At 59.0% G+C, this 24,958-nt stretch carries 18 protein-coding genes; 13 read left to right on the forward strand and 5 right to left on the reverse strand.

The annotated features are described in order from the left end of the window. Nucleotides 1-91: 91 nt before the first annotated feature. Nucleotides 92-1,054, reverse strand: a complete 963-nt coding sequence (locus tag AC5SEO_RS02990; protein ID WP_035199459.1) for a hypothetical protein — start codon at nucleotides 1,052-1,054, stop codon at nucleotides 92-94. Between the two features lie 908 nt (nucleotides 1,055-1,962). Here AC5SEO_RS02990 and AC5SEO_RS02995 point away from each other — a divergent pair. Further along, entirely contained in the window at nucleotides 1,963-2,733 is a 771-nt protein-coding gene (locus tag AC5SEO_RS02995; protein ID WP_060642288.1) for a helix-turn-helix domain-containing protein, read from the forward strand. Between the two features lie 59 nt (nucleotides 2,734-2,792). On the opposite strand, the gene AC5SEO_RS03000 is transcribed toward AC5SEO_RS02995, so the two are convergent. Then, the gene (locus AC5SEO_RS03000) at nucleotides 2,793-3,143 is read right to left on the reverse strand and encodes a hypothetical protein (RefSeq protein WP_060642287.1); all 351 of its coding nucleotides are present in this window, start codon (nucleotides 3,141-3,143) and stop codon (nucleotides 2,793-2,795) included. 396 nt (nucleotides 3,144-3,539) lie between these two features. Here AC5SEO_RS03000 and AC5SEO_RS03005 point away from each other — a divergent pair, with 396 nt between their 5' ends. The 5 genes from AC5SEO_RS03005 to AC5SEO_RS03025 are packed head-to-tail and all read left to right on the forward strand — an operon-like array spanning nucleotide 3,540 to nucleotide 8,969. Then, the gene (locus tag AC5SEO_RS03005; protein ID WP_013761571.1) at nucleotides 3,540-4,562 is read left to right on the forward strand and encodes a UDP-glucuronic acid decarboxylase family protein; all 1,023 of its coding nucleotides are present in this window, start codon (nucleotides 3,540-3,542) and stop codon (nucleotides 4,560-4,562) included. Between the two features lies 1 nt (nucleotide 4,563). After that, nucleotides 4,564-5,547 carry a UDP-glucose 4-epimerase GalE gene (gene galE / locus AC5SEO_RS03010; RefSeq protein ID WP_013761570.1) on the forward strand — a complete coding sequence of 328 codons (984 nt, stop codon included), beginning with the start codon at nucleotides 4,564-4,566 and terminating at the stop codon, nucleotides 5,545-5,547. After that, nucleotides 5,544-7,472, forward strand: a complete 1,929-nt coding sequence (locus AC5SEO_RS03015; protein WP_025595678.1) for a glycosyltransferase family 2 protein — start codon at nucleotides 5,544-5,546, stop codon at nucleotides 7,470-7,472. The genes galE and AC5SEO_RS03015 overlap by 4 nt, the downstream gene beginning before the upstream one ends. A gap of 15 nt (nucleotides 7,473-7,487) precedes the next feature. Next, nucleotides 7,488-7,991 (forward strand): DUF995 domain-containing protein, encoded by a 504-nt coding sequence (locus AC5SEO_RS03020; RefSeq protein ID WP_003510879.1) that lies wholly within the window; start codon nucleotides 7,488-7,490, stop codon nucleotides 7,989-7,991. 12 nt (nucleotides 7,992-8,003) lie between these two features. Then, nucleotides 8,004-8,969 (forward strand): glycoside hydrolase family 26 protein, encoded by a 966-nt coding sequence (locus tag AC5SEO_RS03025; protein WP_003510877.1) that lies wholly within the window; start codon nucleotides 8,004-8,006, stop codon nucleotides 8,967-8,969. A 48-nt stretch (nucleotides 8,970-9,017) separates the two neighbouring features. On the opposite strand, the gene AC5SEO_RS03030 is transcribed toward AC5SEO_RS03025, so the two are convergent. Beyond that, on the reverse strand, nucleotides 9,018-10,202 hold the full coding sequence (locus AC5SEO_RS03030) for an AGE family epimerase/isomerase (protein ID WP_495363719.1): 1,185 nt from the start codon (nucleotides 10,200-10,202) through the stop codon (nucleotides 9,018-9,020). Nucleotides 10,203-10,635: 433 nt separating this feature from the next. On the opposite strand from AC5SEO_RS03030, the gene bcsN reads away from it, so the two are divergent. From bcsN to AC5SEO_RS03055, 5 genes are all read left to right on the forward strand, one after another. Beyond that, nucleotides 10,636-11,535, forward strand: coding sequence for a cellulose biosynthesis protein BcsN (bcsN, locus tag AC5SEO_RS03035; protein ID WP_035199452.1), 900 nt, complete (start codon nucleotides 10,636-10,638; stop codon nucleotides 11,533-11,535). Nucleotides 11,536-11,617: 82 nt separating this feature from the next. Further along, nucleotides 11,618-13,807 carry a UDP-forming cellulose synthase catalytic subunit gene (bcsA, locus tag AC5SEO_RS03040; protein ID WP_035199451.1) on the forward strand — a complete coding sequence of 730 codons (2,190 nt, stop codon included), beginning with the start codon at nucleotides 11,618-11,620 and terminating at the stop codon, nucleotides 13,805-13,807. Then, nucleotides 13,804-16,290: a cellulose biosynthesis cyclic di-GMP-binding regulatory protein BcsB gene (locus AC5SEO_RS03045; protein WP_495363720.1), complete on the forward strand. Its 2,487-nt coding sequence runs from the start codon at nucleotides 13,804-13,806 to the stop codon at nucleotides 16,288-16,290. The genes bcsA and AC5SEO_RS03045 overlap by 4 nt, the downstream gene beginning before the upstream one ends. Then, on the forward strand, nucleotides 16,287-17,342 hold the full coding sequence (locus AC5SEO_RS03050; RefSeq protein ID WP_065687757.1) for a family 8 glycosyl hydrolase: 1,056 nt from the start codon (nucleotides 16,287-16,289) through the stop codon (nucleotides 17,340-17,342). Before AC5SEO_RS03045 ends, AC5SEO_RS03050 begins: the two co-directional genes overlap by 4 nt. Then, on the forward strand, nucleotides 17,339-19,681 hold the full coding sequence (locus AC5SEO_RS03055; RefSeq protein WP_065687756.1) for a tetratricopeptide repeat protein: 2,343 nt from the start codon (nucleotides 17,339-17,341) through the stop codon (nucleotides 19,679-19,681). The genes AC5SEO_RS03050 and AC5SEO_RS03055 overlap by 4 nt, the downstream gene beginning before the upstream one ends. A 30-nt stretch (nucleotides 19,682-19,711) precedes the next feature. On the opposite strand, the gene AC5SEO_RS03060 is transcribed toward AC5SEO_RS03055, so the two are convergent. Both AC5SEO_RS03060 and AC5SEO_RS03065 read right to left on the reverse strand, forming a co-directional pair. Next, on the reverse strand, nucleotides 19,712-20,866 hold the full coding sequence (locus AC5SEO_RS03060; RefSeq protein ID WP_065687755.1) for an amidohydrolase: 1,155 nt from the start codon (nucleotides 20,864-20,866) through the stop codon (nucleotides 19,712-19,714). Nucleotides 20,867-20,926: 60 nt separating this feature from the next. Then, complete coding sequence (locus AC5SEO_RS03065) at nucleotides 20,927-22,573, reverse strand: GNAT family N-acetyltransferase (RefSeq protein WP_111801492.1); 1,647 nt, start codon at nucleotides 22,571-22,573, stop codon at nucleotides 20,927-20,929. A gap of 232 nt (nucleotides 22,574-22,805) precedes the next feature. On the opposite strand from AC5SEO_RS03065, the gene AC5SEO_RS03070 reads away from it, so the two are divergent. After that, on the forward strand, nucleotides 22,806-23,540 hold the full coding sequence (locus AC5SEO_RS03070) for an SDR family NAD(P)-dependent oxidoreductase (RefSeq protein WP_003510849.1): 735 nt from the start codon (nucleotides 22,806-22,808) through the stop codon (nucleotides 23,538-23,540). 38 nt (nucleotides 23,541-23,578) lie between these two features. Next, nucleotides 23,579-24,931 (forward strand): aspartate aminotransferase family protein, encoded by a 1,353-nt coding sequence (locus AC5SEO_RS03075; protein WP_003510848.1) that lies wholly within the window; start codon nucleotides 23,579-23,581, stop codon nucleotides 24,929-24,931. Nucleotides 24,932-24,958 lie beyond the last annotated feature (27 nt).

Genomic DNA, 24,958 nt, shown 5'->3' on the forward strand with positions numbered 1-24,958 from the left:
GGCGGTGCTTCGTCTTCGCGCAAACCCGGTCCTTCAACCGCAAACTGCACCGGCGAATGCCGGTGCAGCTTTTTTCATAGAGAGGTACTCGTCAGGAGCCGCTGTCCTCGCCGGTATCAGAAACATGCGAGTTACCGCCTGTGACCGAGACATCAACGGCATTGGAGAGCATGTTGGCGCCCTGCACCAGTTCCAGATGGAAGCCGGAGTTTGCAAGGATAGCCGATGCATCTGCAGTGCTGGTACCCGCAGCGTCGTCGCCAGCCTTGAGGTCCCATCCCTTGCCGTCCATGCCTTCTGCGCCAAAGGCGTCGCCGGCATTCGCGCTCAGGTGGTTCTGGGCACCACCATTGTCCATCCTGACATCCCAGGCCTGATCCTGATCCGCCAGGTGGTTGGCCTGCACAAGGCTGAAGCCCGTGTCGTTGCCTTCGCCGTTGAGCGAGCTGTTGAGGATATTGTCGACATCAAGTGTGAAGGAGAAGTCGTCACCGAGGTTAAAGGTGAGGTCTCCGCCAGCGATGCCGAGATTGCCGACATCCTTGACGCCGGCGATGTTGCCGAAGTCGTCATCCGACTTGTAGAAACTGTCAGCGGAGTTGAAGCTGTCGGAAGTCGTCGTTGTTGTTGTTGTCGTGTCGTCGTCGGAATAGGAGAAGGTCTTGGTGTCCGTATCCGTGACCGTCTTCACGTTGGTGTCGTTGTCGCTGTACGACTTGCTTTCATAGCTCCAGTCGTAATCGGTCTTGATTTCGGTGCTGGTTTCGGTGCTCGTCTTTACGGTCGTATCGTTGTCGCTGTAAGACTTGCTGTCATAGCTCCAGTCATAGTCGTTGTCGCGATTGTCGCCGTTGCCCACTGCAACGTCGATTTTGGCGTCAACATCCACATTGGTGCTGTTGTCGCTGTTGTCGTTGTTGCGGTTTTCACCGTTTGCGGTGCCGACGTTGCTGTCGTCCACCTTTGCGTCATTGGTCGAGGTGTTGGCGAAACCCTCCGAAAGCGCGCCAATCTTGGTGATGTCGTCGCCCGCAGGCTGTGGATTGTAACCCATGTCGATTTCCTCCGAAAAAGCTCGGAGCAGCTTTCGAAATCCCTCTCATCTAAAACGGGATTTTTTCGCGCTTGCTCCGCGTTGCACAAAGATTGATGTTCTGCAGATGCACTCGGTACGTCTCATCTGCGGCTTGGCATCGGCCCGTAACCGGGCTCTTCTCGTTCAGCCCTTGTGCGCTACTCGGTATTAAGGCGCACAAATCCGTTCCTCGCTCCGTTGGGAGCGCGGTGGCTTCGTCTTTTTGCTTTCGTTATGTCTTGAAAAGGAACCGGCGTTTGCAAACACACGTCAAAGGCCAGGGTTGTCTTTCCATCGGTCACTGTTTGCAGCGACGGTCAGACTGTGCAGCAGAAAAATCGCGCTTCCTAGCTATCAATTCGGGCTAAACATATCGGCACCCTTACCACCAATATATATGTCGGAAGGCGGTCGCATGGAGATTTGCCGCCGGTTCAGACGCAAATAATCGCGCTCAGGCCGGGAAAAGCTGCTTTTTCTAAAAATGTAGTCAATGGCGGTGAGAAGGGTCCCTATCCCGAAATGGCACATTCCGGAAGCTCCTTTGCCGGGCAGGTATGTAAAGGGATATCAACCAAAAGTTATATTTTCCCGGATTGCAAAACCGGAGCGAAAGCTTTTCCGATGTGTTTGTTTTTACACTGGTTCCGGGCTCAACGATTCATTACGGGCGTAACCAATTTTGTACGTCAATTGCAAGAAATAACCCATTTGGGCCATTTCTTTGCACAGCTTTTCGTATTAGCCTCCTTAATTAACGGGTAATTAATGATAGTTGACATGGCGTGAAGCGGGAGTTGCCCCATTTGTTTCTAGGGGTATCCCGGCGAATGACAGAGCACACAACCAAAAAGAACGTAATGCGTAGCGCTTTAGGGGAGACGTCGATGTTCATGGGAACTTCAGATTATGCGGCAAAACAAAGTGGAGCCGTTGCGCCTATAAATGGGACTTTATTGATCATCGCGGATCCGGACCTGTTTTCCGAGTGCCTCGTGGAGGCGCTGGGCAAAAAGTTCCCTACATTCGCTGTGATGAGCGTTATGTCGTCGGCAACGATCGACGATGACTATGGCGCCGATGTCCGGCTGGTCCTGCCGTACCGTATGTCGGGCGAGCGGCTTCATAGCGTTCTTTCGGCAGTCCGCGAAAAGCATCCGGATGCCCCAATTGCACTTGTCGTCGAAACCATCGACAAGTTTGAGGAGCCGCTGAAGCAACTGGTGGGGATGCGTATCATCGATGGCGTGCTGCCGCTTAATCTGCGGCTCGACGTTTTCATGGCGGCGGTTGATCTCCTCATGAAGGGCGGGGAGCATTTTCCCGCTGCCCTTCTCGGCAAGCTCACCCCCTATTCCCAGGCCGTGAACGGCAAAAGCGTTCAAAGCAACGCCGTGATCGCCAACCGCGCCGACGCTCTTGCCGTCAGCAAGAGTGAAATGGCGGCGCTGACGACGCGCGAGGTGCAGATCCTCGACCTGCTTTGCAAGGGAACGCAAAACAAGATCATCGCCGACCGGCTTCACCTGTCCGAGAATACCGTGAAGGTGCACGTTCGCAACATCTACAAGAAGATGAATGTGCGCAACCGAACGGAGGCAGCGTCGCGCTTTTTTCACAAGGACGACGACGCGGCTATCTCCGGCTGGAGAAACTGAACATCTGGCGGCCCGATGCCGCAAGGACGCCAGTTTCAAGCAGAGGTTATGCCTGAGGCTTAGGGCCTCAGGAAGCAGCGGGACTTCTGACCAAATCCGCTCGGTGAGCAGATATAGGGAGAAGAACCGGAATAGGAATGCCGCGGCGATATCGTCGGTGTCTCGTAAGTATCGGCAACAAGCGTGACGGCTGCGTTGCCTGTCTTGTCATAGCCGTAGGACGCCTTGGCTGGAGCAACCCGGCTCTTGATCGTCGCCGTATTAGCAGATGCGGTCTTGATCAGAACGGCATCTTCAACGACGGAGCACGAGGCCGTAGCGAAAGTGAACGTCGCAAGTGCGGCGGCAACAAGTGCAAAACGACAGCGGCGGGCCGCTTTGCTGTTATGGGAATAAGGCATTTCATTCATGATGTATGTCCCCTGAAATCGACTAGCTGTCGCATCTCGCCGGGTGGTTTTGCCCCGGTGGACCGAGCCTTACAAAACCAGAATAGTCCCGACTGGTTGAGCGAAGCTTGCGCTAATGCTCAATAAGAAAGGCATAATGGAGGCGTAGTTAAAAAGTATTAAATCGAGTGATTAATACGAGTAATTCGGGGTAATCAATTGTAATATTTCGATAAAATAAAGTTGACCTGTTTTATGACGCGCCTATCATAAAAGTTGAAATATACCGAATCCAAATATTAAAACCTCCAGAAGAAATAAAAACCGGAGGTGACATTCGAAATATCCTGCAATCTGGAGTTTGATCTAGTTCAAGTCGAATCAGCCGGGCTGGTTCCTCATTGGGAGGAGTGTGTAATGCGTAATTTCGTTCCCAACGACCATGACAACGGCGCTACAATCTATTCCGAGTGGCGGCCAGGCCAGCGCGTTCTGGTCAACGGCGGGGCTGGTTTCCTTGGCTCCCATCTTTGCGAACGTCTGTTGGCTTGCGGTCATGAGGTGATCTGTCTCGACGATCTTTCGACTGGACGGACCGTGAATGTTGAGCATTTGCAAGCCAACAAGCGGTTTTTGATGGTCGAGCATGATGTCCGCAAGCCCTATGACATCGACGTCTCGCTGATCTTCAACTTCGCGTCGCCGGCCTCGCCGCCGGACTACCAGCGTGATCCAGTCGGCACCCTGCTTACCAATGTGCTTGGCGCGGTCAACGTTCTCGAAGTCGCTCGCAGATGCGGTGCAACCGTGGTGCAATCCTCGACATCGGAAGTCTATGGCGACCCGCTCGTCAATCCGCAGCCGGAAAGCTATTTCGGCAACGTAAATACAATCGGGCCGCGAGCCTGCTACGATGAGGGCAAGCGCAGCGCCGAAACGCTTTTTTTCGATTATCACCGCTTTTATGGCGTCGATATCAAGGTTGGGCGCATCTTCAACACCTATGGGCCGCGCATGCGCCCCGATGACGGGCGGGTGGTCTCCAACTTCATCGTCCAGGCGCTGAAGGGTTCGGACATCACCATTTATGGCGACGGCAGCCAGACGCGCTCCTTCTGCTACGTCGATGATCTGATCGACGGGTTCCTGCGTTTTTCAGCTAAGCCGAAGGATTGCACCGGACCGATCAATCTCGGCAACCCGACTGAAATTCCGGTGCGGCAGCTGGCCGATATCGTCATCCGCATGACGAATTCCCGCTCGCGCATCGTGCATCTGCCCGCTGCGATCGATGATCCGCAGCAGCGTCGTCCCGATATTTCGCGTGCCAAGGAAATGCTCAGATGGCAACCGCGCGTACCGCTCGAAACCGGTCTGGAGAAAACCATCGTCTATTTCGATGCGCTGCTGGCCGGCAAGAAGGTTGCGGAGGCCGTATGAGATGTCCCGTACAATCCTCGTCACGGGCGGGGCCGGATTCATAGGCAGCCACATCTGCAAGGCGCTGGCGCATTCCGGCTTCAAGCCCATTGCTTACGATAATCTCTCGACGGGTCACGCGGATTCAGTTCGCTGGGGTCCCTTCATTGAAGGCGACATTCTGGATCGTAGTCTCTTGAAGGCCACGCTCAAGGAGTTCTCGCCAGCCTTCGTCATCCATTGCGCCGCAAATGCCTATGTCGGCGAATCCGTTGAGGATCCGCGCAAATATTACCGCAACAATGTCGGCGGCAGTCTGGCGCTTCTGGATGCTTGTCTCGACCAGAATATCGGCGGGCTGGTATTTTCCTCCAGCTGCGCCACCTATGGCGTGCCGCCGCAATTACCGATCCGCGAGGAAACGGCGCAGATCCCGGTCAATCCCTACGGTCGTACGAAGCTGATTTTCGAAATGGCGCTCGATGATTACGCTGCCGCCTATGGCATGCGTTTCGTCGCTCTGCGCTACTTCAATGCGGCGGGTGCCGACCCGGATGGCGAACTTTACGAACGCCACGAGCCGGAAACCCATCTGATCCCCCGGGCACTGATGGCCGCCGCCTCGCGGCTGCCGCAACTTGACGTCTTCGGCCAGGACTACGACACCAGCGACGGCACCTGTATCCGCGACTACATCCATGTCAGCGATCTGGCTGACGCCCATGTGGCCGCCGTCAACTATCTTTCCGATGGCGGCGAGACCCTGCGTGTCAATCTCGGCTCCGGCCACGGCACATCGGTCGGGGATATCATCCGCGCGATCCATCGCGTCACGGGACAGGAAGTGCCGGTACATTTCGGCGCAAGGCGCGCCGGTGATCCGCCCGCCCTGTTCGCTGATATAGAAAGAGCGAGGGCGACCCTCGGCTTTGCGCCGAAGCGCTCCGATATAGACACCATCATCCGCACGGCTGGTCCCGGCTTCGGGTTGGAGGTGCTGTCATGAAAGCTCGCTCTACCCCTTCCGTACCATCATCGCGTCCCGTCGCGGGCCAATTGCCAATGCTGCCCGTCTTCACCGGCTGGAACCGCATGGCCTATCGTCTCGGCATTGGCGGTTGGCTGGTGACGCTTGCCTATTTCTGGATCTGGTGGCTGGACCGGGATCGGGTCATCGACTGGCCGTATTTTACGATCGTTACGGTAACACTCGCGTGGATCACGCTTCTGCCGTCCTATTTCATCTTCATCTTCCTGAACGCAAGGGTCGTCGACCGGCGCTCTCCTCTGCCGCAGGGCAGGGTGGCGATGGTTGTAACCAAGGCGCCGTCGGAGCCATTTACCGTAGTACAAAAGACGCTGCAGGCCATGCTGGAGCAGAAGGGCCTGGAATTTGACGTGTGGCTTGCGGATGAGGACCCGGATGCGCAAACGTTGAAATGGTGCGGCGCGCACGGTGTTTTCGTTTCGACCCGGAGGGGTGTCGTCGATTATCACCGCAAGACATGGCCTCGCCGCACCCGTTGCAAGGAAGGCAATCTCGCTTATTTCTACGATCATTACGGGTATGAGCGTTATGATTTCGTCGCGCAATTCGACGCCGATCACGTTCCGGAACCGGACTATCTGAGTGAAATCATCCGTCCTTTCGCCGATCCGGCGGTTGGATATGTCTCCGCACCAAGCATCTGCGATGCCAATGCAAAGGAGAGCTGGGCTGCGCGTGGCAGGCTTTATGCCGAGGCAAGCCTGCACGGCGCCCTGCAGCTGGGTTACAACAACAGCTGGGCGCCGCTTTGTATCGGCTCGCATTACGCCGTGCGCACCAAAGCCCTGCGTGAGGTGGGCGGTCTGGGACCCGAGCTTGCCGAGGACCATTCCACCACGCTTTTGATGAATGCGGGCGGCTGGCGCGGCGTCCATGCCGTCAACGCAATCGCGCATGGCGACGGGCCGGTGACTTTTACCGATCTCGTGGTGCAGGAATTCCAGTGGTCACGCAGTCTGATGACCATCCTCTTGCAATATTCGCGGCATTACGTGCCGAAGCTTCCCTTGCGGTTGAAATTCCAGTTCCTGTTTTCACAGCTCTGGTATCCCCTGTTTTCCGGCTTCATGGCACTGATGTTCGTGCTTCCCGCTTTTGCACTGTTGAGCGGCCAGGTACTCGTCAATGCCTCCTATCCAGTGTTTCTGGCGCATTTCCTGCCGATTTCGCTCATCATGATCGTGTTCGCCTTTTTCTGGCGGGCCACGGGGGCCTTTCGCCCGCATGATGCGAAACTCTTCGGGTGGGAAGCCATCGTGTTTCTGTTCCTGCGCTGGCCCTGGTCGTTGATGGGTGTGCTTGCGGCGATACGCGATACGATCCGTGGTGATTTCGTCGACTTTCGCATTACACCCAAGGGCACGCAGGCAAAACCGCCGCTGCCGCTGCGTGTAATCGCGCCTTACATGGTTCTGGCGGCACTAAGCCTTCTCGCAATGGTGCTGGCGCCGCGTGAAAACGCTGCGGAAGGTTTCTTCGTCTTCGCCGCGATCAATGTGGCGATCTACGCGGGCCTTTCGGTTTTTCTTCTCGTCCGACACACCATGGAAAACGGCTTGCCACGGCTGCCGGCATTGCGCGGTGGGGCGACGGTTGCCGCCTGTTCGTTACTGCTTGTGGCAGGTAGTGCCGCGGAACTCAGCTCCCATGCGATTGGTGGGCTGGAGGCCCTGTCGCACGGGCAACCCTATGTCAGCTTCACCGAAACGCGGTTCACCGTGGCCGGTGCTGGCGTGGAGGGAGCGAGATCGGTGCGTCTGAAACTGCGCATCGTACTGCCGGGAATGCCCGGAATTCGAAACATGCAGGCGGAGCCCATGGTGCCGCCACCGGTCATGACAACCGGAGAAATCATGCTGGCCGACAATAGGGTCGGACAATAGAAGGAGGAGGCTGTGATGAGAACAACAATAAGCAAATGCGGGTTCTCCGCTTTCGTACTCTGCCTTGCGGTGATCGCGCCAAGTGCCGTCCACGCCGCTGGCGGCACGAAGACGCCGAAACCGCTCCGGACCAGCGAAGTCGTAGATATGTATTACGACAAGACCTGGAAATGGGAGACTGGTGGCGGACGCTTCATCGCCGATGGCCGCAAGTTCATCGCCCTGACTGAAGAGAAAGGCAAGAAGGCCGTCGGTGAAGGCCGCTGGACCGTCGATGCCAAAGGTACGCTGTGCATGCGCGCTACCTGGAAAACCGATGCCGGAAACGGCAAGGCCGACACGTGTTTCGACCACGGTCGCATCGGTCAGGTGCTTTACCAGCGCAAGCAGGGCGGGCCCTGGTACGTCTTCCGGCATAATCCGCCACGGCCCGGAGATGAATTCCTGAAACTTGTCCGCAAGGACGACGTCACCCCGCAAATCGCCGCCTATGGCAAGGCGATGACTGCGACGAGGTAGGAGGAAAGTGTCATGCAAATAACAAGAAGAAGACTGCTCTTTGCAAGCGGGGCTGCTGTTGCTGCTTCAGCCAGCATGTACCCCATATTCAAACTGGATGCCCAAGGGGTCGCGCCCATGGGCTCCACGGGCATGAAGACGCTTGCCGACAAACGTCCGACATTGCACGCGGATGGTATACGCTTCGGCGCCTACGATCCGCACGGCGATTTCACCGGCCAGACCGGGGTGGCGACGGAACATCTGTTCCTGCCCTGGGAGGACGTGGATCTCGACAGCCTCGCGCTCGCAGACGCTTACGCTCTGGAGCGCAAGCGTAACGTGCTGATCACGGTCGAACCCTGGTCATGGGACGTCAACTGGCGGCTCACCTCCGACGAGTTGCGCCGCAAGGTGATGGGAGGCGATTACGACAAGAACATGCAGGCGATCGCCGCACGCATGTCCGCAATGAAGAGCCCGCTGATCCTGCGTTGGGGACAGGAAATGGAAGACACATCCGGCCGCTTCTCGTGGTCGGGTTGGAACCCGCAGGACTATATCACGGCCTACAAACGCATGGTGGACATGACCCGCAAGGCGGTCCCCGGCGTCAAGGTGATGTGGTCGCCGAAAGGTCTTGACGGTCTGCGCGCTTACTATCCTGGTGACAATTACGCGGACCTGGTCGGTCTCTCGGTCTTCGGTCTCGAGGACTATGACAAGATCGAATATGGCGGGCCGCAGAAGTTCACCGATCTCCTGCGCAAGGGCTATGGGCTTGTCGAAACCTTCAATAAACCGGTCTGGGTTGCTGAACTGGGTTATGAAGGCGGCGATTCCTACGTCCGTCCATGGATGAACGACGTGACGCTGAAACAGGCGGATTTTCCCAAGCTGGAAGAGGTCGTCTATTTCAACGACAAGGACGTGCATCCATGGCCGCACAATCTCGGCAAGCCCGACTGGCGCGTTGTGCGCCCGGCGCGGCTTAACTGAGGCTGGAGCGGGTAGAGCGGACGCCCGGCCCGCTCGCCCGCCCGGACTCTAATGGCTGGAGGCGAGTACTGCCTCAGCCTCATAGATGGCGCAGACGATGTGGTAGAAAGTGCTGGCCGGTGCCGGTTCGTCCAGCATCGGCTTGTCGGCCGGCCATTTGTCGAACCAAAGCCCTTTGACCGGTGTGTCGAGGAAAGGCTGCAGCGCGCCGATGGCCCTCAGGCCCGAGGCAAGATAACGCTGTCTTTCTTCACCAATGGTCACGCTGGCAAGGCGCAAGGCTGCCTTCAGCCATTCCGTCTGCGGCCAGAGCCGTGCCAGACCGTCATGTACCGAAAAATCATCGTACAAGCTCATGATCGCGACCTTGCGGCGTGGGCAGATGCCATGCGCTTCGCCGATCTCGAACATGCGCTTGGCCTTGGCGATTGCCTCGCCATTGTTGCGCAGGCTGCCCCAGCGCACCAGAAGCCAGGCCCATTCGAACTGGTGACCGGGCTCCATGATGCGGCCCTTCTCACCTTCAAACGGCATCCAGTCATGGCCGAAGAATTCGCGTAGCCCGCCATTGGTGCCATCGATGAAGCGGGTGAGTGCAAGGCCGGCGATCTCGTCGGCCAGCGCGGTCCATGGACCTTCGGGGTCCAGCACTTCCCAGGCAAGCATCGCCTCGAAAAGATGCATATGCGGATTGGAGCACAGCGGCGTGCGCGGCGGGTTCGCTTCCTCAAAGCCGGCGACGGGGTGTTTGTAGTCGCGATTGAGGACGGCGAGGATCTCGAGCGCCCGGGTACGCATCTCGTCCTTGCGGTCGGGAAGGGCTGCGGCCGTCTGTGCTGCGGCGAAAAGCGCGAAAGCCTGATTGTAGAGATCGAAGGACGGATCGATCAGCTTGCCGGTCTGGTCGGCGAGGTTGCCGTAAAGGCCGTTATCGAGGCGATAGACCTTTTCGAACCAGCTCAGCCCATGCAGCAACGCATCCTTCCACGGACCCTGCCAGCCGTTCTGGCCGGCGGCAGCGAAACAATAGGCCTGACGAGGCTGCACGCGGGCGCGGCGGTCATCAGAAAAAACCGGTTTCGCATCCTGGCCCAGGCGCTCGTAAAAACCGCCGTCCGGACGGGCGGAGCCCACCTCCCACCACAGCGGTAGCGCGTCCTCTTCAAGCCATTTCCGTAAGGTTCCGATCTCTTCGGCAAGCGCCTGCGAGATACTCGGAAATTGCACAGTCATGCGTCAACTCTCTGTTTTTACAGTTGAATGAAAAAAGTGATCAATAAAAATACGTCATTATAGACGCAAGTAGACCATGGGACATATTGCGCTGCAACCGTAAAAATATCGACCTCACGCCGAGCGAACCCGCACCAGCGCGATTTGGTTCCGTCGTCTCGTCCGGCAAAGAAGGGATCCGAAACGATTCGGAGGCCACAAAGCATCAGAAATTACAATATAAATTTGATATTGCTTATTCGCCTGCCTCCAGTATTTCGTAACAATGGTCTGGTCATTAGTGATTCGGTCTCCTTTTAACCTGTTAGGGCTTGGGGAAATAAAGGGGCACGGGGCAGTGAAATTTTCTGCCTTTACTTCATTGCTATTCTCTATTGCAGTTCTTTCGGGCTGCAATACTCCCTCGGGCGTCAGGTCGTTCGGGGGCGCAAAGATGTTGTCTGCGTCCGAAGCACTGGTTTTCCCACCGCCCGGCGGTCCGGAAATCGTCACCGTAGTCAATCGCACCTACTCCAATGCCGTGGCACAGCAGGTCGTATTGCGCGCCGAAGCCGCTACGCCCGGACAGAACTACATTAAGGCCGAGTTCTTCGGTCCGCAGCAAGCCGGCGACACTGATCGCGATGCTTTGACTTTCTCCGGCTTTAAGGCATCCTCCGTCGCGCGGGAAATCCGCTCGGAGTTTCCGGGTGAGAACATCGTCATGTCGGCGAATTATCTGCAGAACGGTTACGGCGCCTTTTCTTATGCGGCCGGCAAGGGCCGAGGCAGCGATACCTGCCTTTATGGCTGGCAGGACATCCGCTCACCCGAAAGCATGCGGCAGGATTTCCGCAACCTGGGGCGTATCAAGGTGCGACTGCGCCTCTGCCAGTCGGCGGCAAGCGTCGAGCAGCTTCTGACGGTCATGTATAATTACACGATCACCGGCACCTATGCCTCGCAAAGCTGGAACCCCTATGGCACGCCGCAGGCGGTGGATCAGAACCTTGGGCGGCCGGGCCATCCGGTCTATCCCATGAAGACCAATGAGGTGCCGATGCGGCCCGGCAGTGAAGTGACTGCGAGCATACCATTGCAACCCGTGCGCCGTGCTGCCGTACCCGTCACGCCTGTTCAGCCAACGGCGCAGCCCCTACCGCCGGTTGCGGCAGTCAGTATTCCGTCACCCGCATCCGTTGGCGCGCCCGCCCAGCCCGCAAGGCCTGCTGTAGTCGGCAGGCGCGCGGCCAGCGTGCAGGTGGAGAGCCAGCAGCCGACGCAGGTTCCGCAGGTAGCCATTCCGTCGCCCACATGTCTGTCCGGTTCGGCAGCGCCTCCGGGATGCAGGTGATGGCTGGAGCAACAGCAGAAGAGGGCATTGCAAAAGATCCCGGTAAAAATTCCGGGCGGGGAAGAGAGCGGAAAGTTTCGGGATGAACAAGGCCATCACAATCATTGTCTGGTTTCTTGTGTCGCTTTGCGTTCTGGCCATCGTCACGATGCCGGTCAGCCTGCAGACGCACCTGGTCGCCACGGCGATCTCGCTTGTCCTTCTCGCAACAATAAAGAGTTTCAACGGGCAGGGAGCCTGGCGGCTCGTGGCGCTTGGTTTCGGCACGGCCATCGTGCTTCGTTATGTCTATTGGCGCACCACGAGCACGCTGCCGCCCGTCAACCAGCTCGAAAACTTCATTCCCGGCTTTCTGCTTTATCTCGCGGAAATGTATAGCGTCGTGATGCTGGGTCTCAGCCTCGTCATCGTGTCGATGCCGCTGCCTTCCCGCAAGACCCGGCCTGGCTCGCCCGATTACCGGCCGACGGTCGATGTTTTCGTGCCGAGTTACAACGAGGACGCGGAGCTTCTCGCCAATACGCTGGCGGCGGCCAAGAACATGGATTACCCGGCCGACAAGTTCACCGTCTGGCTGTTGGACGACGGCGGCTCGGTGCAGAAGCGCAATGCCAGCAATATCGTCGAGGCACAGGCGGCACAGCGCCGCCATGAGGAGTTGAAGAAGCTTTGCGAGGACCTCGACGTGCGTTATCTGACGCGCGAGCGCAACGTCCACGCCAAGGCCGGAAATCTCAATAACGGCCTCGCCCACTCGACCGGCGAACTGGTGACGGTGTTTGACGCCGACCATGCGCCGGCGCGCGATTTCCTTCTGGAAACGGTGGGCTATTTCGAGGAAGACCCCCGGCTCTTCCTGGTGCAGACGCCGCACTTCTTCGTCAATCCCGATCCGATCGAGCGCAATCTGCGCACCTTCGAGACGATGCCGAGCGAAAACGAGATGTTTTACGGCATCATCCAGCGCGGTCTCGACAAGTGGAATGGCGCGTTTTTCTGTGGTTCCGCCGCCGTGCTGCGGCGCGAGGCACTGCTGGATACGGAAGGGTTCAGCGGCGTCAGCATCACCGAGGACTGCGAAACGGCGCTCGCGCTGCATTCGCGCGGCTGGAACAGCGTCTATGTCGACAAGCCCCTGATCGCCGGGCTGCAACCGGCCACCTTCGCAAGCTTCATCGGCCAGCGCAGCCGCTGGGCGCAGGGCATGATGCAGATTCTGATCTTTCGCCAGCCTCTGTTCCGCCGTGGTCTCTCCTTCACGCAGCGTCTTTGCTACATGTCGTCGACGCTGTTCTGGCTTTTCCCGTTCCCGCGCACGATCTTCCTGTTTGCGCCGTTGTTCTACCTGTTCTTCGATCTTCAGATTTTCGTGGCTTCCGGCGGCGAGTTTTTGGCTTATACGGCCGCGTATATGCTCGTGAACCTGATGATGCAGAACTATCTCTATGGCAGCTTCCGCTGGCCGTGGATTTCTGAACTCTACGAATATGTGCAGACGGTCCACCTTCTGCCAGCCGTCGTGTCGGTGATCTTCAATCCGGGCAAGCCGACCTTTAAGGTGACGGCGAAGGACGAATCCATCGCCGAGGCGCGGCTTTCGGAAATCAGCCGCCCGTTCTTCGTCATTTTCGCACTTTTGCTGGTTGCGATGGCCTTTGCCATTTGGCGCATCTATGCGGAGCCATACAAGGCGGACGTCACACTCGTCGTCGGCGGGTGGAACCTGCTCAACCTCATTTTCGCGGGATGTGCGCTTGGCGTCGTCTCCGAGCGCGGCGAAAAATCGGCGTCGCGGCGCATCACTGTCAAGCGGCGCTGCGAGGTCAAGCTTGAGGGTAGTGACGCATGGGTGCCGGCCTCCATCGACAACGTGTCGGTGCATGGCCTGCTGATCAATCTTTTCGACAGCACCACCGCTATCGAAAAGAACACGACAGCGATCATTAGGGTGAAGCCGCATAGCGAGGGCGTGCCGGAAACCATGACCATCAATGTGGTCCGCACGGTCCGGAGCGACGGTTTCATTTCCATAGGCTGCACATTCTCGCCGCAGCGCGCCATCGATCATCGCCTGATCGCCGACCTGATCTTCGCCAATTCCGAGCAATGGAGCGAGTTCCAGCGCGTGCGCCGCAAGAACCCCGGCCTCATCAGAGGCACGGCGATCTTTCTGGCGATATCTCTGTTCCAGACGCAGCGCGGCCTGTTCTATCTGGCCAAGGCGCTCCGGCCCGCCTCCAAAACCGTCAAACCTGCCGGAGTTGTAAAATGACCGGCGGTAAAACGATCAGGAGTTCACTGACAGCACTGATGTTGGGTGTCGTCGCAACCGGTGCGATGGCGCAGTCCTCACCTTTCGACATGTCGCCGGAGAAGCCTGCACAGACAGCCCCGGCACCTGTGCCGCCGCCGACACTTCCCCCCGCTGCACCGCGCCAGCCGCAGCCAGCCCAGCAATCGACCCAGCCTGCAGTGGGCCAGCCTCCTGTGGTAATGCAGCCCGCACCTGCGCCGCAACCGCCGCTGCGGCCGCTGACGCCACCCGTATCCATGCCGCCGCAGGGTCAGGCGAGACCCGCACCCGTTCAGGCATCGTCACCCGCGGCGGATAGCCGTCGCCGGTATATCTTGCCGTACGAAAAGCTCAGCCTTTCCGGCGAAATGGATCGGCGGCAGTGGAGCATTTATCTGACGCCCGAGCAGGTGAATGCCGCCGTTTCGCTGAATATTGGTTATCAGAACGCCATCGTGGTCGCGCCGGAAGACTCGAATTTCCAGGTCAGCCTCAACAATGTTCCGCTGGAGACGGCGCGCATTGAGGCGCCCGACGGTGAGGGCAATGTTTCCTTGAAAATTCCACCCGGTGTCCTGCAGGTGGGCGCGAATGTCGTGACGCTTGGCGTGCAGCAGCGCCACAGAACCGATTGCACGATCCAGTCCACTTATGATCTGTGGACCGATGTTAATCCGGCAAATACCTATATCGGCTTTAACGCCGATGTCGCGGGCAACTTCACCAATATCGACGATATCCAGGCAACCGGTCCGGACGCCAAGGCGGCAACGTCGATCGAGATCGTTGCACCTGCACTCGGCAATCCGGCATTTGCAGATTCGCTGCTGCGCCTTTCTCAGGCTCTGGCACTCCGAACCCAGATGCCGAACCAGACGATCCGTTTCGTGGCAGCACCCTCCGCCGAACGCAAGGCGGGAACGCTGGTAGTTCTTGTCGGCACCGCGCGCGAGATTACCGGCTTCACCGGCGCGGTGCCGCCCGAGGCGTCGGCGGGTGCTTTTGCCGGCTTCGATACCACCGCACCGGGTGGCCTCTCGCCACTCTTCGTCAGCGGTCCCACCCCGCAGGCGGTACAGGCGGCGATTGAGACGCTGTTTTCCTCGATCTCGCGCACGCCCGGTGCCCAGAGAACGACCTTTTCCACCCGCAGCTGGCATGCGCCGGATGTGCCGCTCGTCATGTCGGACCGTCGCATCGCGCTTTCCGAGCTTGGGCTTGAGAGCAGCGAATTTGGTGGACGGCGTTTCCGCAACGAATTCTACGTCGGCATGCCCGCCGACTTTTATGCGTCGGCCTATGGCGAGGCGGCCATGCTGCTCGATGCCGCCTATTCCTCGCAGGTGCTGCCCGGTAGCCATATAGACATCTACGTCAATGACGAGATCGCCTCGACCGTGCCGATCTCCAACAATGGTGGCGGCATTTTCCGGCATCTGCCCATCAATGTGACGATGCGCCACTTCAAGCCTGGCCCGAACAAGATCACCATCGAGGCCGTGTTGATGACGGCGCAGGATCAGGTCTGCGCGCCGGGAGCGCCAGCCAGCACGACCCCGCGTTTTGCCCTGTTCGACACATCGGAAATCCATATTCCTGATTACGCGCAGATCGGTCGCAAACCGGATCTCGCCGCGATGTCCGGTGCCGGGCAGCCCTACAGGTTTGCCGCAAATCCCGTCGCGCTGTCGCTTGATCGTTTCGATACCGACACCATGTCGGCGGCGGCGACATTGGTCAGCCGGCTGGCAAGCGCCGCTGGATATCCGATCAATGTCGAGACCGTCGCATCGCCGCTGGTGATCGGGGACCGTGACGCCCTGTTCGTCGGGACGATTTCGCAATTCCCGCAATCGCTGATCAGCCAGTTCAATCTTGTCCCTTCCAGCCAGATATCCTGGAAAATGGGAACGGGCGTTCAGCCGCCTGCGCAGAACAGCGAAACCCTCTTTAATGACTGGCGAGAGCGGGTGGACGGCGGCATCTGGCAAGGCCAGGTTTCCTCCTTTGAGGAGTGGATGAAGCGGAATTTCGATCTGAGTTCCGATACGCTGCGTTTCCTGCCGGCGGCCGAGCAGCCCTATGCGCCGCCCGGCAATGTCTCCTTCATGCTGGTGCAGGGTCTAAGCCCTTCCGGCGAAGGGGTCTGGACGCTGGCTACCGCCCCGACGTCGGCGGAGCTTCGTGACGGCATGTCTTCGATGGTGCGTGAGAACCATTGGCGCGACGTCACGGGGCGGGTCGCAGCTTACGATGCCGGTGCAGAAAAGATCGAAACGGTCGAGGTGGGGCAGCCGTATTTCTATGTCACGCGGGCGTTTTCCCTCTCGAACTGGAGGCTGATCGCTGCTAATTGGCTGTCTTCCAATGTTCTTTCCTATTCGCTGGCATTCATCGGGTTCGTGTCGCTCCTGGGCTTTGCCACCTTCGCGATGCTGCGTATGATGGGGCGACACCGATGAGGCGTGGGATTTTTAGACTTGCCGGCATTTTCTGCGTGTCGCTGATGGCGTTGATCTCAAGCATCTCGATTGCCCGCGCCGCATCTGTCTCGCCTGAGGCCTGGTCGGCTTATAAAAGTGCGTTTCTCGATCCCGGCGGGCGCATCATCGATACCGGCAACGGCAATATTAGCCATAGCGAAGGCCAGGGTTACGGCATGTGGCTTGCCGTTCTTTCAGAGAACATTGCCGACTTCGAGCTGATATGGAGTTTTACCCGCACGGAACTCCTGGTGCGCGACGACGGTCTCTCCGCGTGGAAATGGGATCCGCGAACCAGACCGCATGTGACTGACATCAACAATGCCACGGATGGCGATATTCTGATTGCCTACGCGCTGGCGCTGGCTGCCGCGCAGTGGAACCGGCAGGACTATGCAGAGGCATCGGCGGCCATCGCATCAGCCGTCCTCAAGAAGACTGTCGTTCAGCGCGGCGGGCGAACGCTGCTTTTGCCCGCCGCCAGCGGCTTTGGCGAGGTTGACCGGGGCGACGGCCCGGTGGTCAATCCTTCCTATCTGATTTTCGAAGCATTTCCGGTCCTCAATCTCGTCGCACCATCGCCACTCTGGAAGGCGCTTGCCGACGACGGCGTGGCGCAGATCGCCACATTCGCTTTCAGCGACAGGAAACTGCCCGCCGACTGGGTGTCGATGAAGACGAAACCGCAACCGGCATCGGCGTTTCCACCCGAGTTCGGTTACAATGCGGTGCGGATTCCGCTTTATCTTGCAAGGGCGAAAATGGGCTCGCCGGAGCTGCTTGACCGCCTGAAAAACGGCATGACGCTGGAAAGCGGTGCTGCGGGAACTTTCGATCTCAAGAGCGGCGCGGTCAAGGACGTTCTGTCGGATCCCGGTTATCGCATCATTCCGGCGCTCGCAGCCTGCGCCGGCGGCGGCCCGGCTGTGCCTGCCGAACTGAAAGGCTTTCAGCCAACGCTTTATTATCCTTCTACATTGCATCTTCTGGCATTGTCGTTTCTGGCAAGGAATAACGGGGAGTGCCGATGAACAAACCGCTGTCTACCTCGGCTCTCATCCTGCTTCTGATTGCTCTCGCCGCCTTCCACTGGCGCGACACCATTCTCGGACGTGTATCGGACATTCATACTTCGGCGGTTGGCGACAACCGTGCGGCGCAGCGCGTTTCTCCAGCGGCAGCCAATCCGGCCCAGATCAACGCGTTCCTTAAAAATCGCGAGATGGCGCAGCTAACCCAACCCGTGACGCCAGCGGTAACGGTGCCGGCGACTGATCCGCAACCGCCGGTTACGCAGACACAGACGGGTGGACAGATATCGCAGCCCCAAATGGCGCAGGCGCCCGCACCCCGCCAGACCCAGCCGGCGTCATCAGACATGCTCGAGGTCGATCTCAGCGCGCTGCGCTATTTCGCGGCCAAGGGCGATACCCAGCGCCTTCAGGCCGAAATCGCGAGGCTGCGCACGCTCTATCCGAACTGGACACCGCCTGCCGATCCGCTCGCCATTCCCGTTAACGGCGATCCCCGGCTCGATGCCATGTGGCAGCTTTATAGCGACGGCCGTTACGCCGAGGTCAGAAAGGCGATCGCCGACCGCCAGCAGGCGGAACCCGGCTGGCAGCCTCCCGACAATCTGACCGGCATGCTTTCCCTCGCCGAGGCCCGCCAGCGGCTCGTCAACGCTTCCGATCTCAAGCAATATGCGACAGTGGTGGACGCGGCCGCCAGCAATCCCGGCCTGCTGACCTGTAGCGAGGTGGATGTCCTGTGGCGGGTTGCCGATGCGTTTGCCAATACCGACCGCATGGGACGGGCGCGCGACGCCTATCTCTACATTCTCAACAATTGCACGACGCCAAGCGACAGGCTCGCCACGGTGCAGAAGGCGTCCGCGCTTTTGCCGGCGGAGATGATCGGCGATTTGCTTGCCAAGGAAAAGCCCAACGCAGACGGTCAGCTGGAATTCGAACCGGTCAAGAACGATCTCGCCCGCCAATTCGTGGCGAAGGCAGGGGAGAAGGAGGGAATTTCCGTTCCTTCCGCCTATCTGATGCGGCTTGAAAGGCTTGCCGAGACCGACAAGCTTGCAAGCGATGCCTTGTTGCTCGGCTGGTACAATATCCGCCAGAAGAACATGGCGGAGGCGGAAAAGTGGTTTCGCAAGGCGCGGGAAGAGGAAGACAGCGCGTCTGCATCGCAAGGGTTGGCGCTGGCGCTGATCGACCGCAACGAGCCACGTGAAGCTGAAGAGGTCATGTATAAGTGGCGCACCGCTTCGGACGACGGGCTTGCGACCTATCTTGCCGCGACAGCCAATCTCCTGGCGCTTGAGCCGCCTGTGGTCCTGCCGCCGGATGTGTTGCAGCGCATCGCCGCTGAAACAATAACTCGCAAGGATGCGGCGACCGCGCAGCAGTTCGGCTGGTATTCGCTTGCTTTCCGGCAGACGCCGCTCGCCTTGCAATGGTTCAGCACTGCGCTTGGCTGGAAAGCCGATGACGAACCGTCGGCCTATGGCATGGCAGTCAGCTATCACGATCTGCGCAATCTCGCCGGTCTGCGCAGCATACAGCAGCAATGGGCAAGCCGCTCGCAACGCATCGCTGATGTGGGAACGGCACGTATGGTGGACCAGTCCGCGCAGCAGATAGCGCCCGTCACCGCACCGCCTGTCGCCACAGCTTCCCAGACAACGGCACCCGCGCCCTATGCGCCGCAGCCTGAGACAGTGGTGGCTTATAGCCAGCCGTCTGTCCAGCAGCCGGCTCCGGAACCTTCGCGCAAGCAGGCGCGTCTGCCAGCGCAGACGCAGAGGACCGTAAGTGCCTCGTCACGTCCACGCTCCTGCGCGGTCTATCCCGATCCCCAGCGCCTGCCCGCACAGCAGGCGCTTGATCTCGGCTGGTGCCTGATGGAGACCAACCGGCCGGCGGAAGCCCTGAAGGCTTTCGAATCCGCCATTGCTGGCGGCCAGTCGACTGTTAAAAGCGATGCGGCCTATGGCCAGAGCCTTGCCTATCTGCGCATGGGGCTGACGGACCATGCCGCTGTCTCGGCGACGAAATCGCGCATGGACCGCCCGCGCGCGACTGAGTTGCAGGTTTCAATCCTGGCCGACAGGGCGGTTTCCGCCTTCCAGTCGAAACGTTATGCGGAAACGCTTCTCCTGCTTGATCAGCGGGCGCGGCTTGCCGATGAGCGTACCGATCTCATGGTATTACGCGGTTATTCCTATCTTGCCATGAACCGCTACGCCGATGCTGCGCAGATTTTCGAGAGTCTGACGTCCATTGGCGATAAGGAGGGCATCAGGGGACTGGCAGCGGTCCGTGCCGCCCGGCCGAGCAGAGGGCCCCAGGGCGGCTGATGGCGTTGGGCGGCAATGGGCTGCCGTTGCTTACCCCGCGTCGGTGAGGTTGCGGATGATGCGCATGAAGATGCGTGCGCCGATATCGATCAGCCCATCCGGAAAGTCGTAGTCGGGATTGTGCAGGTTGGGATAGTCCTTGCCTGCGCCCAAAAAGAACATGGCCGATGACGAGACGGCGCGGAACCTTCCGAAATCCTCGGAGGCCCGCATCGGCAAACCTTCCGACCCGTGGGAAATTTTCTCCGCAGTTAGCGCCCGCAGGATATGGTCGACGGCTTCCGGCGCATTTTCGCAATGCAGGAAAATATCATCATAGGCGATATCGAGTGTCAGTTTCTGTTCTTCGGCCACCTTTTTTGCCAGCGCTTCCGCATCCGCGCAGAGTTTTTCCATTCGGTCGTCTGTCAGCGTCCGGAGCGTCGCCCAGATTTCCGCATCTGCCGGAGAGATGCCGAAGGCCGCTTCACCCATCACGGCATGGGTGATTGTCACCATCGAAAAATCGGGTTGCGGTGGAAAGCCGGAACCGAGATCGGTCAAAGCCGGCATCAACTCAGATATCGCCCGCATCGGCGAGACGCCATGCTCCGGTGAGGAGGCGTGCGCGGTCTTGCCGGAGAAGCGGATTTTGATGCCGCGTGATGCGCAGTTGACCGGCCCTTCCACCACGCTGACATGGCCGAATGGCAGGCCTGGAAGATTGTGAAGAGAAAAGGAATAATCCGGCTTCATCTCGCCAAAGCGCGGATCGGCGATGACGGCGGCCGCGCCCGCACCTGTCTCTTCTGCCGGTTGGTAGAGCAGTACGACGCTGCCGGTTTCCGGGCGCTTTCTGGAAAGTCCGAGTGCAAGCGCCGTTAGAATGGTGGAATGACCGTCATGGCCGCAAAGATGGCCCTTACCATCGGTGCCGGAGCGGTATTCGGCGTCGGTTTTTTCCTGAATGGGCAGAGCGTCGAGTTCCGAGCGGATGAGGACTACCGGACCGCTTTTGCCGCTGTCATAGACCGCTGCCACGCCATGAACACCCAGATCGGTGAACATCCGATCCGGTTTTGCCTGCTCGAGGAAATCGCGAATACGCCGCGCTGTTTCCTTCTCCTCGCCGGAAATTTCCGGATGGCGGTGCAGCTCATGGCGCAGCTCGATGAGGTCAAGCATATCCTTGTTGGTCAGAAACATAAAAAACCCTTGCAAGTCGTCCGGCCGATTTTTTCTGCCGCAACTTACAGGTCATTACGTTCAATGCAAAACCTTTGGCGGACGCCAGCGCTTGCCCGTCGATTTTGGCCTGGCGCTCAGCGTGATGACATCGGCAGGCAGCGGAATCCTGGCCTTTCCCAGTTCCAGCCGGGCAAGGGCTGCGCGCGCCTTTTCGGCATATTCCAGATGCGTAGCGTCGTCAGAATGGTAATGCTGCAATCTGTCGAGGATTTCGGCGCCTTCCATCGTTCTTTCGGCCGCAATCAGCGCCACGGCGCACTTGTAGAGCGCCTCGCGGTGGAAGGGGGCGCGATTGGTCACCTGACGGAATGCTTCGGACGCCTCGTGATATTGCCGTTGCGCCAACCGCGCTTCGCCTATGCGCATCCACAGCAGAACCGGGTCCTGACCGCTGCCGAGGAGACCGAGGAAAGCGATTTCCGCTTCGCGGAATTCACCGCGGTCGAAGGTCAGATTGGCCAGCCCGAATTGTGCGCCAAGGTGATCGGGCGCGGCTGCCAGCACCTGGGAAAAGGCGATGTTGGCGGCCGCCTTCTTGCCCGTCTTGTAAAGTTTGAGACCCTCTTCGTAGACGAAGCGTATGCTGCGCGGGTGGAGCTTGCCACCGAGATTGTCGCCCGAGCGGGTGCGGAACAGCGTGCAACTGAGCTTGTGCTCCTCCGGGCCGAAGAAATATTTGTACGGCTCGTTGCCTCGCAGGAAATCATAAGTCTTGAAACCCTGTTCGATCGCTCTGCGGATGCAGTGTCCGTGCAGCACGAGGCCGGGTGAGGGGGTCTTCCAGTTCTCGTCACGACCGGTAATGTAGAACAATACCGACTTTTTCTGCCGGTCGATGATGTTGGCAAGCGCGCCGAGCGGCTGGTCGCCGAACCACAGGACCGGCACTTCCAGATCGCCGCGTATATAGACATCCATCAGCATTTGCCGTGTTGCGCCGATCAACAGTTCGGTGCGCTCCTTGCCCTTGTGGGGCGCCCAGCGGATGCGCCAGAAATCGAACAGGATGCCCATGTCCCGCTTGATTGTTTCTCTCGTTGCGAAGGTGATGCGGTATTCGTCACCGCCTTCCACCTTCCTCATGAAGCGGCGGAGCTTTTGCCGGGACTGGCTGCTCATATGGCTATCGAGATAGGAGTCGAACGTGTCCGGCAGGGCCACGACCGGGCAGATGCAATTGTTGATGTTATAGGGGTTGGTCGGCATGTTGTCGCGGAACATGACGAGCGGTCCCTGAAGCGCGCGGATCATCGCGTCGCGCCGCTCCGGTGGGCCGGAAAGATAGTCGAGCTTGAGTTCGGTCCAGTTCTGCTGCCGAATATAGGAACAGAAACCGGCAACCGCGTTATTTTCATATTCCGGCAGGGTAATGAAGCCGGTGTAATCCGCCGCGGCATTGCCAGCCATGACGATGCTGTCGTGGAAGCGGCCGGTTTTCTTGTCCGGTTCGGTGACGATGCGTAGCGGAAAAAATGCCACATAGGGCGAGCCTTCGGGACGTTCCCTGAGCGCCAGGATGAACCAGCGCTTGCGGCGCGGCATATAATCCCGCAGCCAGCCCCAGGACAGGAAGTGTCGGGAATGGGGATCGGCCATGAACACCGTTTCCCAGTTTTGCCGGATCGCCTCGAAGCCGGCGTCGGTGTCGATGATGTCGATACGCATTCGTCCCCTCCCAATACGGATCACAGATTCGGGAGGTTGCATTTTATGAGCAAATGGCCGGCTTCAAATATTCCCTTCGGGTGAAAGGCCTATATCAAATGGGATTAGCCCGTGACGCGGCTCCCATTCGTGCACCGCGACAAAATAGCCCTTGTCAGCGGGTCGCAGCACTCTAACATGCGGGCTGAATGCGCGACCGGCTCAACGGTTCGCATGGCAAAGGAGTTCTTTCATGGCTGTTCCTTTTATGCTTTTGACTGGTGCGAGCCGCGGAATAGGGCATGCCACCGTCAAGCTGTTTCAGGAAAAAGGCTGGAGAATCCTGACCGTATCGCGACAACCCTTTTCGGAGGAATGCCGCTGGCCATCTGCGCGCGAAAGCCATATCCAGGCCGATCTGGAGGACCTGTCCCGCATCGACGATCTGGCCGACGAGGTGCGCTCGCGCCTGCCGGAAGGAAAGCTGGCCGCACTCGTCAACAATGCCGGAATCTCGCCGAAGGGCGAAGGCGGTAGCCGCCTTGGCGTTGCCGACACAACGGCGGAGATCTGGACGCGGGTGCTAAACGTCAATCTCGTCTCGACGGCGCTTCTTGCCCGTGCGCTTTTGCCGGAACTGGAGGCGGCAAAAGGCTGCATCGTCAACGTTACCTCCATTGTGGGCTCGCGGGTGCACCCTTTCGCGGGCGTCGCCTATGCCGCATCGAAGGCGGGACTTGCGGCGCTGACACGGGAGCTGGCGCATGAATTCGGGCCGCGCGGCGTGCGCGCCAATGCCATAGCGCCCGGCGAAATCAACACCGCCATCCTTTCACCCGGAACCGCTGAACTCGTGGAAGCGCAGGTCCCGCTCGGGCGGCTAGGCACAACGGCGGAGGTGGCGCAGACCATCTACTTCCTCTGCTCGGAGCAGTCGAGCTACATCAACGGCGCAGAAATTCTCATCAATGGCGGCCAGCACGTCTGACGCTTCAGTCCATCCAACCGAAACGGAGCCTTTATCCCATGACCATTCTGCCGAATTCCGTCGAGGCACGCGATATCGCCTACCAGATGCATCCGAACGTCAATCTGCGTAAATTCGAAAAGACCGGTGGTCTGGTCATCGAAAGTGGTGAAGGCATCTATGTGACCGACAGCAGCGGCAAGCGTTATATCGAGGCGATGGCAGGGCTTTGGTCTGTGGCGCTTGGCTTCGGTGAACAGCGACTGGTGGACGCTGCGACAAAGCAGATGCAGAAGCTGCCCTATTACCACACCTTCTCCTACAAGACGCACGGCCCGTCGGTCGATCTTGCCGAGTTGCTGATCGAGCTTGCGCCAGTGCCGATGTCGAAGGTTCATTTCACGTCTTCGGGATCGGAGGCGAACGATCTCGTTGCCAAGATGGTGTGGTATCGCTCCAATGCGCTGGGCAAAAAGGACAAGAAGAAGATCATTGGCCGCATCAAGGGTTATCATGGCGTGACGATTGCCTCTGCCTCGATCACCGGCCTGCCGCGCAACCATGAAAGCTTCGACCTGCCGCTGGACCGCATGCTGCATACGGCCTGCCCCTCCTATGTGCACTTCGGCAAGCAAGGTGAAAGCGAGGCGGATTTTACCGCGCGTATTCTGAAGGAACTCGAAGATCTGATCCTCAGCGAAGGCCCGGAAACCGTTGCCGCCTTCTGGGGCGAGCCGGTGATGGGTGCCGGCGGGGTTCTTCTGCCGCCTGAAGGTTATTGGGAAGGTGTGCAGGCGATCCTGAAGAAATACGACATTCTGCTTGTCGTGGACGAGGTCATCTGCGGGTTCGGCCGCACCGGCAAGATGTTCGCCTGCGAGACCTACGGCATCAAGCCGGATGTGCTTGTTGTTTCCAAGCAGATATCCTCATCCTACATGCCGCTGTCGGCGATCATCATGAATGACGGTTTCTACCAGCCGATCGCCGACGAATCCGACCGGATCGGCTCCTTCGGCCATGGTTATACCGCCTCCGGCCACCCGGTCGCGACGGCCGTCGGTCTCGAAAACCTGAAGATTATTCAGGAGCGCGATCTGGTCGGTAATGTCGCGAGGCTGGAAGGCAAGTTCCTCGATCATCTGAAAGCGCTTTCCGACCATCCGCTGGTGCATTCCTCGCGCGGCGTCGGTCTTCTTGGCGCGCTGGAGATAAAGCCGTGGGAAGGTACGAAGCCGGGCGATGCGACGCTCGCCATTGCCGCCGGCATTGAGGATGAGGGCGTGATCACTCGCCCGATCGGCGAATCGATCTGCTTCTGCCCACCGCTGATCATCACGGCCGAGCAGCTTGATGAGCTGTTCGCCGGCGTTAAGCGGGGACTGGACAAGGTTGCGGCCGCACGCGCCTGATGACTTTGCGAATGTCCTGGCCGGTTC

It is taken from the genome of Agrobacterium sp. K11 (assembly GCF_059429395.1).